The sequence below is a fragment of the Brevibacterium sp. NPDC056726 genome (assembly GCF_042790515.1).
GTDB classification, from domain to species: domain Bacteria; phylum Actinomycetota; class Actinomycetes; order Actinomycetales; family Brevibacteriaceae; genus Brevibacterium; species Brevibacterium sanguinis.
The window spans coordinates 146,612-157,830 of the sequence record NZ_JBHTYZ010000001.1; the positions used below are offsets into that span (position 1 = coordinate 146,612).

Here is an 11,219-nt window from a genome sequence, read left to right on the forward strand (position 1 = left end):
GCGCAGAATCCAGGCACCGCGCCTCAGAACAGACCGGTGATGTTCCCGTCCTCGGTGACGTCGATCTTCAGCGCGGACGGTTCCTTCGGCAGTCCGGGCATCGTCATGATGTCGCCGGCGATGACGACGACGAACCCGGCCCCGGCGGACAGGCGCACGTCCCGGACCTCGATGATGTGGCCCTCCGGGGCGCCGCGCAGGCTCGGGTCCGTGCTCAGCGAGTACTGGGTCTTCGCCACGCAGATCGGCGCATCGCCGTAGCCTTCGTCGGTGAACTGCTTCAGCTTCCGCTTGACCTTCGCGGGGATCTCGACGTCGGCGGCGCCGTAGATGCGCTGGGCGATCGTGCGGATCTTGTCCTCAAGCGGCTGGTCGAGGTCGTAGCTGTACTGCGCGCGGGCCGCCGCGTCCCCGTCCCCGGCGTTCTCGACGGCGGCGACGACCGCTTCGGCCAGCGGCACGGCACCCTTGCCGCCGTCGGCCCAGTGCGTCGATTCCACCGCCGCGATGCCGAGCGAGTCGAGGTGGTCGATCGCGGCGGCCATCTCCTCGTCGGTGTCCGAGGGGAACCGGTTGAAGCACACGACCGGGGTGAGACCGAAGATGTCGCGGAGGTTCGAGCAGTGGAGTTCGAGGTTGCTCATCCCCGCCAGCACCGCCTCGGTGTTCGGGGTCTCGACGTCGCCCACGTCGATGCCGCCGTGGTACTTGAGCGCCCGGAGGGTGGCGACGACGACGACTGCGGAGGGCCAGATGCCGGCGGCCCGGCATTTGATGTCGAGGAACTTCTCGGCGCCGAGGTCGGCGCCGAATCCGGCCTCGGTGACGACCCAGTCGCCGAGCGTCATCGCCGCCTTGGTCGCGAGCAGGCTGTTGCAGCCGTGGGCGATGTTGGCGAACGGTCCGCCGTGGATGAACGCGGGCGAGTGCTCGAGGCTCTGGACGAGGTTCGGGGAGAGCGCATTGCGCAGCAGCGCGGTCATCGCCCCGGCGGCACCGAGGTCGGCGACGGTGACGGGCTGACGGTCGCGGGTGTGGGCGACGACGATGCGCCCCAGCCGTTCCTTGAGGTCGGCCACCGAGGTGGCCAGGCAGAACACCGCCATGACCTCCGAGGCGACGACGATGTCGAAGTGGTCCTCCCGCGGCACTCCTCCATTGAGGCCGCCGAGGCCGATCGTGACGTTGCGCAGAGCCCGGTCGTTGAGGTCGACGACCCGGCGGATGTGGATGCGGCGCGGATCGATGTCGAGGTCGTTGCCGTGGTGGATGTGGTTGTCGAGCATCGTCGCGGCGAGGTTGTTCGCCGCCGCGATCGCCGCGAAGTCACCGGTGAAGTGGAGGTTGATGTCCTCCATCGGCACGACCTGCGCGTACCCGCCGCCGGCGGCCCCGCCCTTCATGCCGAAGACCGGGCCCATGCTCGGCTCCCGCAGCGCCAGCACGGCCTTCCCGATCTCCGGATTCGTCTTCGCGAGCTCGTTGAGCCCGTCGGTGAGGCCGATGCTCGTCGTCGTCTTGCCCTCCCCGGCCGGGGTCGGGCTCATCGCGGTGACGAGGATGAGCGCGCCGTCGGTCGCCGACTCGGCGGCCGCGTCGAGGACGTCGATGGGCACCTTCGCCTTCGTCCATCCGAACGGAATGATGTCCTTGGGGTCGAGCCCGAGGTCAGCGGCGACATCGACGATGGGATCGAGCTCGGCGGCGAGTGCAATGTCAAGATCAATGCTCATAGGGCCATCTTGCCTGCCATGGCGCGTTTTGTGACCACTGACACCCGATGAATTTCGTCCGAGCGCTCACCGCGCCGAGGCGGTGCCCCGGTGCGTCGGTGTCGCCGCGTACTCGGCGCAGTCGGGACACCGGGTCATGAGGTCGTGACGACAGTCGGCGACGTGGACGAGGAAGCGCTCGGCCGCCTCGAGGGCGACCGTCTGGCGACGGATCGCCGCGATCCGCTCAGCGATCACCGCCGCCCTCCCCGCCGCGCTCCGGTGGAGGACCTGACGGATCTCCGCGAGGCTCATCCCCACCCCTTGGCAGGCGATGACGATCCGACACCGGCTGAGGTGCTCGTCGTCGTAGCTGCGATGTCCGGTGGGAGTGCGGTCGGGCACGACGACACCGCACTCCTCCCAATGCCGCAGCACATGCGCGGCGACGCCGAGATCCGCGGCGGCCTCTCCGATCCTCATCTCCCCATCATCGCACCTTGACTTCAGGTCGACCTGAAGTTCTACCGTCGACGCATGAGCACCCCACCAACGGAGTTCCCGGCACCCGAATGCGTCGCCGTCCCGATTCCCTGCGGTCCCGACGCCTCGTCGACGGCGCGGATCGGGACGTACGTTCTCGATGCGACCGGCGGCGACAGCCTCGGCGATGTCGTCATCTGCCACGGCACGCCCTGGTCGTCGAGGATGTGGCTGCCGCTGGCCCGCCGGCTGAGCAGCCGGTGGCGCGTGCACCTGTGGGACATGCCCGGGTACGGCACTTCGCTCGAGGCGAATGCCGCCTCCCCGGTCGATCTCGTCGCTCAGCGCACACGGTTCGCCCGCCTCCTGCGCCACTGGGACCTCGCCGCGCCCCATGTCATCGCCCATGACATCGGCGGCGCCGCAGCCCTCGGCGCACACCTGTTCGAGGGCAGCCGCTTCGGCTCGCTCCATCTCAGCGACATCGTCACCCTGTCGCCGTGGGGGTCGCCGTTCTTCCGTCTCGTCGCGGAGAGTCAAGGGGTCTTCGCGGCACTCCCGCCGGCGCTGCATCGGGCCCTGGTCACCGAGTACATCGCCGGGGCGGGCGGCCCCGGGCTGTCACGGGAGTGGATCACCGAGCTTGCGCGCCCGTGGACGACCCCGGCCGGTCAGACGGCGTTCTACCGGCAGATCGCGACGCTGCGACCGGAGCACACAGCCCCGATCGCCGCTCGTCTCGCGAAGGTGCGGTGCCCCGTGCGGATCGCGTGGGGTGAGTCCGATCTGTGGATCCCCGTCGCCCACGCCGAGGCACTCGCCGCGGCGCTGCCCGGAGGTCCCGAAGTCACACGGTTCCCGACCGTCGGACATCTCGCTGTCCTCGAGGCGCCGGAGGCCTTCGCCGCCGAGGTGGTCACGTGGCTCTCGACGCAGGTGTGATCACCGCCGGGACAGATGCGCGTGGTGGGCGGCGCGGAACTCCTCGGGCACGCCCCCGCCGAGCTGGTCGCGGACTCCGCCGCCGGTCGCCAGCGCTGCGGCGAACTCGCCGAGCAGCGGAGCGAACTTCGCCCCATGCCCCGAGCACGCGGAGACGATGGTGACCCCGCCGGCGGAATCGATGAGGAAGTCCTCGCTCGGGGTGTTCGTGAACAGACAGGTCGTCTCGGCGAAGGGCTCCGGCACGAGGCCCGGCAGATGCGCCCGTGCGTAGGCGATCATCCGCTGCCGCATCGTCTCGGTGATCTGCCCGTCCTGGTCGAGGGCGGAGCCGATGACGCGTCCGCCGTTGAACTGTGCGAGCTTCTGCCCGGCGAATCCGGCGTCGCGTCCGCCGGGCAGCCCGTAGGTGAAGATCTCCGCACTCTTGTGGATGAACGTCGGCCACGCCTGTGCCGGGCGGCCATCGGCGGTGGTGTCGCGGTAGGGCAGGTGGAACGCCTGTTCCTCGCGCACCTCGAACGTCGGCAGGGAGGAGAGGAACCCGGCCGGCAGGTCGAGGTTCCCCAGCAGCGCCGGCAGCCACCCGCCTGCCGCGACGATGACGGAATCCGCGGCGATGGCGTCCTCTCCCGCCGAGGTGACCCGCAGGCTTCCCGTCGACCGCCGGTCCACCGCGGCCGCGGTCCAGTCCTCGAGGATCCGGGCACGGCCGGTGGCGACGGCGAGGTCGAGCAGCGTCCGCACCGACCGCTCGGCGTCGATGACCCCGGCGTCGGGATGCCAGAGCACCTCGGTGTCGAAGGCGAACTGCGGCCACCGGGCCCGGGCGGCCTCGGCGTCGAGGACCTCGTGGTCGATCCCGAGCTCGTCGAAGACAGCGGTCAGCTGGGCGGTGTGCCTGGCCTCCCCGTGGTCGAGGGCACCGGTGGGGGTGATGAGCTCGATGCCCGCGGACTCCTCGACGGCCGTCCACAGGTCGCGGGCGCGGACGACGAGCTCGGCGTAGAGGCGTTCGGGGTAGGCATAGCGGAAGATCCGCGCGGACCCGTGCGAGCTGCCGCGCGCATTCGCCGGCGTGAGCCGGTCGACGACGGTGACGTTCTCTCCGCGGGCGGTCAGCGCCCACGCCGCGGCGGCACCGGCGAGCCCGGCACCGATGACGATGTGCTCGGTCATTGGTGCTCCTCCCCCTGCGACGGCATCGTTCCGTGTCCGAGCCTATGCCGTCGCAGCCAGATGCCGCGAGGCACTGCCGGGATGGGTTCATCCGGCAGTGCCTCGCAGCGTTGAGCGCGGGTGCGGTCAGCCGACGGGCACGAGCTCGCGGCGGTTGGCGGCCATGATGTAGAGCGCCACCGCGAGCGCGCCGACGGCGATCGCACCCCAGATCCCGACGACCGCCCACGCGGCCCCGCCGAGGACGAGCAGCGGCGCGAAGGTCACGGCGGCGACCTCGACGGGGATGACCGGGAGGTACGCGAGCGAGAAGTCCTCGAGCGTGCGGGAGTTGAGCTTCGGATCGACGATGCGCAGCAAGGCGATGCCCGTGGCCACGGCGCCGGTCGCCCACCCCCACGTGAAGAGCTGGCGTTCGAACCAGCCGTCGCTCATCACCCGCGGGGCGACCCAGAGGCCGAGGAAGAGGCAGAGTGCGAGTCCGACGATGAAGAGGATGAGCAGCGACAGCCACTGGTCGGCGACGAAGGACGGGACGACCGAGGCGATGCCGCAGACGATGAGGACGTCGGTGGCGAGACCGGAGATCGAGTTCTGCGTCTCCTTGTCGATGAACTTCGTCGTCTTCGTGCCCGCGAGGATGCTGCGGAGGATGAGGCCGACGATGAACGCGATCGAGAAGAGCGGGAACGTCACCGACGGCATGAGCTCGCCGAGGATGAGGTTGACTCCGTACGCGGCAGCGGAGACGGTGGCGACGATTCCGGCCTGGAAGGTCAGGGATTCGATCGCGCTGCCGGAGAACATGTGGGTGCCGATGGGCGGCTTCTCCTGCTCGTGGTCGAGCACGCCGGTGCGCAGTTCGGCGGGGACCTCGCTCAGTCCCACGAACTCTTTGGCATGGCCCTTCGCGGCGCCGATCTTCGCCTGGATGATGCCGCCGATGATGCCGGTGAGCATGCCGACGGTCGCGGCGGTGAAGGCCAGCGACTGCACCGCCGGGTCACCCGCCTCGGTGAAGACCGTGCCGATCGCGGCGGCCGAGCCGAACCCGCCGGCCCACCCGGCGAAGAGGAGGAGTCCGACGGAGTCGGGAGCGCCGAGGAGGGGGCCGAGGAGGACGAGGACGAGCCCCATGCCGAGCGCCGTCTGGGTCGCATAGATGAGGACGCCGTAGCTGGCGAATCCGGCGACGGAACGGCCGATCTTGAAGATGTTGAAGTCGCTCGTCAGCGACAGGCACGCGAAGACGACGACGATGAGCAGCGAGGAGTACGTGCCCAGCTGGTCGGAGAACGGCAGCCAGCCGAGGCCGTTGGGGCCCATGAGCAGTCCGAGGAATCCGGCGATCACTCCGGCCGGGACCATCATCGTCTGCAGGACGCGGATCCGGGCGCGCAGGATGGTGCCGACGACGAGCAGCGCGCCGAGGAGGCCCGAGTCGATGAGCAGGGCGTACGGGCTGAAGGGTGTGGGATCCACGACGGGGTCTCCTTGATCAGGTCAGGACGGCACCGAGAACCGGCGCCGGGGACCCGGCGCTGGGAGCACGGTGCGGATTACTTGGCCGCGGGCAGCATCCCTGCGGCGGCGACGGCGCTGCGGACGATCTCGTCGAGTCCGTACTCGGCCTTCCAGCTCAGCTGGGCCGAGATCCGGGAGACGTCGGCGACCAGGGCGGGAGGATCCCCTGCCCGCCGCTCGCCCATCTCCGGGACGATGTCACGGCCGGTCACCTCGGCGATGGTGTCGATGACCTCCTTGACCGAGGCTCCGGTGCCCGTGCCGACGTTGAACACGGTCTCCGAGGTGTCCCCGGACTTCATGTAGTCGAGCGCGGCGATGTGGGCCTCGGCGAGGTCCTTGACGTGGACGTAGTCGCGGATGCACGTGCCGTCGGGGGTGTCGTAGTCATCGCCGAAGACGATCGGGGCCTTGCCGGCGGCGACCCGGCCGAGGACGATCGGGATGAGGTTCATCACCGCGGTGTCGGCGAGTTCGGGCCAGCCGGCGCCGGCGACGTTGAAGTAGCGCAGCTTGACGGCGTTGAACGGGACTCCGCGCATCTGCGCCGCGGTGATGGCGTTGTCGATCATCCATTCGCCGATGAGCTTCGTCTCCCCGTAGGGGTTGATCGGCCGGCACTCGAGGTCCTCAGCGACGAGGTCGACGTCGGGCATGCCGTAGGTGGCGGCGGAGGAGGAGAAGACGAGGGAGGCGATGCCGGTGCGCTCGACGGCGGCGAGGATGTTCGTCAGGCCGCCGATGTTCTGGCGGTAGTAGTGGACGGGCTGTTCGACGGATTCGCCGACCTGCTTCTTCGCCGCGAAGTGGATGATCGAGTCGATCCCGTGCTCGTCGATGGCGGCGACGAGGCGGTCCTCGGCGTCGGGGGCGGCGAGGTCGAGGTCGAGGACGGGCAGTCCGGCGACGCGATCGGCGATTCCCGTCGAGAAGTCATCGACGACGAGGACGTCGTCACCGCGTTCGGTGAGCAGGCGCACCACGTGCGAACCGATGTAGCCTGCTCCTCCGGTGACCAGTACAGCCATGAAACTCCCTCATTCGTCCCTCACCGCGGTCTCGATCTCGCGGCGATGCCGGATTAAGCTTAGTCGAGGGCACCGCCGGGACACGAAGTGCGCCTCTGACCAGTGAGGATGCTCGCTACTCAGGAGTCAGCAAGGGCTCGGTCGACGAGGTGCTCGGCGATGGCCAGCGCCGAGGTGGCACCGGGCGAGGGAGCATTGCGGACGAACATCGCCGGTCCGGCGCGATCGATGACGAAGTCGTCGACGAGCGAGCCGTCCCGGTTCATCGCCTGGGCGCGGATGCCGCGGGTGGCCCGCTGCCCGGTCGCCCCGGCCAGCTGCGGCACGTAGCGGGCCGCCTCGGCGACGAACCGCTCGGTCGAGAGCACCCCGCCGATCTCCCGGACAGCGGTGGGCAGATTGCCCGCGGCGAATCTCCAGAATCCGGCATCGGCGGCGATCGACAGCGCATCGCGCACGTTGAGGCCGAGCCCTGAGTATCCCTCCCGGGAGAACGAGAGGAACGCGTTGGGGCCGATCATCACGCCGCCGTCGATGCGGCGCGTGACGTGCACGCCGAGGAAGGGGTACTTCGGGTCGGGCACGGGGTAGATGAGCCCGTTGACGACCGCGTCGAACGCGGGATCGAGGATGAAGTACTGCCCGAAGAACGGCACCACCGACGGCTGTGCGCTCTCTCCGGACCGGGCGGCGAGGCGATCGGACTGGAGCCCGGCACACGCGATGACGGCGTCGAATTCGAGCGCGTCCTTGTCCGAGTGGACGATCGCGCGCTCTCCGGCCGGTCCGCCTCGGCGTTCGACGCGGGACACCGGGGTCGAGAACCGCACACGACCGCCGCGACGACGGAAGTCGACGACGAGCGCGTCGGTGAGGCCCGGGTAGTCGATGATCGCCGTGTGCGGGGAATGGAGCGCGGCCACACCGACGGCCTGCGGTTCGACTTCGGCCAGACCGTCGCGATCGAGCATCACGACGTCGGGGACCCCGTTGGCGATGGCCCGTTCGTGGATGGCGTGCAGCCGGCCGACCTCGACGTCGTCGGTGGCGACGACGACCTTTCCGCACTCGTCGACGGCGACACCGTGCGCGGCGGCGAAATCGCGGATGAGCTCGACGCCGCGGCGGCACAGACGCGCTTTGAGGCTGCCCGGCTCGTAGTAGAGACCGGCATGGACGACACCGGAGTTGTGCCCGGTCTGGTGCACTGCGGGCCCGTCCTCCTTCTCATAGAGGGTGACGTCGGCGGACTCATCTCGCAGGAGGAGCTCGCGGGCGACCGCCGCTCCGATGATGCCGGCCCCGATGACGGCGATGCGCCTGACCTTGCTCATCTTTCGCTCCTTTGACATGGGGACCGGCTGCCGATGGTCCCGTCGTGTGAGAGGCCGTCTTGTCCAGTGGCCTGCTGCGGACTCTAGTTGACCGTTTCCGGTAACGCGAAGGCTCCATGACTGTCATATTCCCGCAGTCTCATTGAATAACACCTGAAGTTCGCTGTGAGTGCGATGCCATCGGGTCATTCACGAGAGTATGTGAAATCGACAATTCGTATACCTCCGCTGCGCAGCCGGCATCCATCCCTGCGCCTATATGACTCTTTGACCAGGGACAACGATGAGCTGATCGGGTTCTCCTCCGGCGCAAGGCAGCTTCTTTACGGAGTAAACCATTCTGCAATGAGCGCTCGATCAATCATCGGATCACAGCCGTAGAGCGCCTGCAATATCTACTGGAAAGTATTTATAACGGAGTCATAACGTTATTTATGACGTGATGATGACGGTTTAGTGTTTCCGTAATCTCGGTGATGAACTGCCAGCCGATTGCCTTCGAGCACTCAGGGTCTGTTCAGCATCAGCATCAGAGATGATCACTGCCGAAGTGGGGGCTATGAAGACATTCCGCAACCGGGTGCGTTCCCGATACCGTGCCTCGATCGGCGCCGTCGCCGCGGCGACAGCCGTGGGGCTGACCGTTCTCATCACGTCCCCGGGCACGGCGGTGCCGATCGATCCCGATGAACTCGCCGAGGCACACGGGCAGGTCATCGACACGGACCTCATCACTGCGGATCTCCTCGACGTCTCCTCGGCGCGCAGCACCTATCCGTCGAGCCCCGAGGCCGACCACACTCCCCTCGACGTGGCGGCCCTCCAGGCCCTGAGCATTCAGCTGCCCAACGTCTCCCTCCCGCTCATCAGCGGTGAGGACGGAAATGGTCTCCTCCACCTCGGCGAGGTCGGGGCGCTCAACGCCTTCGGTCACGCACCGTCCTTCGACAGCGCCGTCGCGAGTGCCGGCGCTGTGGGACAGGACGGAGCGATCAACGTCGATCCCGACAATCCCGGCGCCTACGGCAACGCCACGGTCAGCCTCACACCGCTGCTCGAACAGCTCGGCCTCAGCGACGTCACCGACGAGGTCGTCGACGAACTCAGTCTCGAGCTCGGGGCACTGGCCTCCCGGGCCGAGGCGGATGCGGATTCGGTGACCTCCGATTACGTCGTCGCCGACGGGAAGCTCACGATCTCGAGTCCTGCGGTCAGTCGGCTCTCCGACTCCCTCGAGGTCGCGGTCGACGGGACCGGGCAGGTGCTCGATGACGCCATCGGCGACGAAGGACTCGCGTCCGAACTCGCGACGATCGGGATCGATGCGAATGTGCTGCTCGGCCGGGTCAGTGTCGGCGGAGCGGACACGAAGGTCAGTGTCGAGACCCGCGACGCCCTCAACAGCGTCGTCGAGAACGTCATCCGGGAGAAGCTCGAGGACAGGTCGGGCATCGTCTCGATCGACATCGGCAGCGGAGACATCGTGGTCGATCTCGCGAAGATCGTCGAAGGTGGCAACGGCGAGGATCTCAATGGTCTGGCACCGAACACCGAGGTGCTCACCTCGGCGACGATCACGACGATCACCGATGCCGTGGCCGATGCGCTCGGCGCACTCACCGGACGCGTCAATGACACCCTCACCGAGGCTCTCGACAACGTCCATCTCATCATCAAGCTGCCGGCCACCATCTCGCTGCTCGGGCAGACGATCACCGGTGCGGTGACCGTCGATGCGACACTCGGTCAGCTGGCGGGCACGGATGCCACGCGTCCGACTGTCACCACCGATCTGCGGATCTCCGTGCTCGGTACGACGATCGACGCCGGAGCGATCCTCAACGTCATCACGACGCCGGTCATCGACGCCGTCCTCGGGATCACCGAGCCGATCATCGGGAACATCATCACCGCGACCGCCGACGAGGTGTCGAACTCGGTGCAGGGGATCGTCGATCCGCTGCTCACTTCCCTCGATCCCGTCTTCGAGGCGCTCAACCAGGTCATCGGCGTCACGATCAACGAGCAGGTCGAGACTCCCGTGCCGCAGCGGCAGGACGCGACTCGGGCGTTCGCCGCGGCCGCCGCACCGACGGACATGTTCACCGTCAGCGCCGTGAGCCTCGAGGTTCTGCCCGGCGTCGATGCCGTCGACGTCAATCTCGCCTCGTCCTCGGTGAGGACGAGTGCGCAGGATGAGGCCGACCCCGACGCGAACACGAATGCAGCCGCCTCGGCGTCGGCCTCTGCGAGTGCCGACGACGACGGCAACCCGGCCGCCGCGGCCGCATCGGAGGCGGCCGCCAACGACGACGCGACCACGACCGCCTCGGCAGCCGCGGATCCGGATGCCGTGGCAGCCGCGGAATCCGCGGCGACCGAGGATGCCTCGTCCCAGGCATCGACGGATTCGACGACGGACGCGAGCGCGTCCTCGACGGCCGCTTCGCAGGCGGCTGCTCAGGCCGACAGCACTGACGACACGAACGCCGGTGCATCCACAGCGGCCGACGCCGATCCGGCGGCCGCAGCCCAAGCGGCCTCGACGGCCGACTCGTCCTCCGAGGCCTCCGCCGAAGCCGCCGCTGCAGCCGATGCGTCGACCGATCCCGATAGCACCGCCGACCAGTCGACCGATCCCGATACTGCGGCCACTGCCGACGCATCGACCGATCCGGACGCGGCTGCCGACCCAGATGCCGCGACCGATCCGGACGCGGCGGCTGACCCCGATGCCGCGGCTGACCCTGACGCCTCTGCAGACCCTGACGCGGCGGCTGATCAGGACTCGTCGACAGACCCGGATGCCTCCACCGATCCAGACGCCTCGGCGGACCCCGACGCCTCGGCAGCTGCCGACGCCTCCACCGATCCTGACGCTGCGGCCGACCCCGACGCGGCTGCTGGCGCGGACTCGTCCGCCAACGTCAATGCCGCCGCTTCCGCCTCGGCTTCGGCCAACGCTGACGCCGACGGCAACCCAGCCGCCCAGGTCGCCGCACAGGCAGCCGCCGAAC

Annotated in this window: 8 protein-coding genes; 2 read left to right on the plus strand and 6 right to left on the minus strand. The window is 68.6% G+C overall.

Annotation, left to right across the window (positions count from 1 at the left end; translation table 11 throughout):
- Nucleotides 1-23: 23 nt before the first annotated feature.
- Nucleotides 24-1,733 carry a formate--tetrahydrofolate ligase gene (locus ACFQ91_RS00665; RefSeq protein ID WP_344251156.1) on the minus strand — a complete coding sequence of 570 codons (1,710 nt, stop codon included), beginning with the start codon at nucleotides 1,731-1,733 and terminating at the stop codon, nucleotides 24-26.
- 66 nt (nucleotides 1,734-1,799) lie between these two features.
- Nucleotides 1,800-2,195 carry a MerR family transcriptional regulator gene (locus ACFQ91_RS00670; protein WP_344251155.1) on the minus strand — a complete coding sequence of 132 codons (396 nt, stop codon included), beginning with the start codon at nucleotides 2,193-2,195 and terminating at the stop codon, nucleotides 1,800-1,802.
- Nucleotides 2,196-2,249: 54 nt separating this feature from the next.
- Between ACFQ91_RS00670 and ACFQ91_RS00675 the strand changes: the two genes are divergently transcribed.
- Nucleotides 2,250-3,137, plus strand: a complete 888-nt coding sequence (locus ACFQ91_RS00675; protein ID WP_376870527.1) for an alpha/beta fold hydrolase — start codon at nucleotides 2,250-2,252, stop codon at nucleotides 3,135-3,137.
- Here the strand turns inward: ACFQ91_RS00675 and ACFQ91_RS00680 are convergent, their stop codons facing one another.
- The 4 genes from ACFQ91_RS00680 to lhgO form a co-directional block, all read right to left on the minus strand.
- Entirely contained in the window at nucleotides 3,138-4,316 is a 1,179-nt protein-coding gene (locus ACFQ91_RS00680) for an FAD-dependent oxidoreductase (protein WP_198499480.1), read from the minus strand.
- A gap of 126 nt (nucleotides 4,317-4,442) precedes the next feature.
- Complete coding sequence (locus ACFQ91_RS00685; RefSeq protein ID WP_198499481.1) at nucleotides 4,443-5,798, minus strand: sodium/glutamate symporter; 1,356 nt, start codon at nucleotides 5,796-5,798, stop codon at nucleotides 4,443-4,445.
- Nucleotides 5,799-5,875: 77 nt separating this feature from the next.
- Nucleotides 5,876-6,868, minus strand: coding sequence for a UDP-glucose 4-epimerase GalE (gene galE, locus ACFQ91_RS00690; RefSeq protein WP_198499482.1), 993 nt, complete (start codon nucleotides 6,866-6,868; stop codon nucleotides 5,876-5,878).
- A gap of 119 nt (nucleotides 6,869-6,987) precedes the next feature.
- The gene (lhgO, locus tag ACFQ91_RS00695; protein ID WP_198499483.1) at nucleotides 6,988-8,202 is read right to left on the minus strand and encodes an L-2-hydroxyglutarate oxidase; all 1,215 of its coding nucleotides are present in this window, start codon (nucleotides 8,200-8,202) and stop codon (nucleotides 6,988-6,990) included.
- Between the two features lie 559 nt (nucleotides 8,203-8,761).
- On the opposite strand from lhgO, the gene ACFQ91_RS00700 reads away from it, so the two are divergent.
- On the plus strand, nucleotides 8,762-11,219 hold a 2,458-nt coding region (locus tag ACFQ91_RS00700; RefSeq protein WP_376917312.1), incomplete at its 3' end, for a choice-of-anchor G family protein.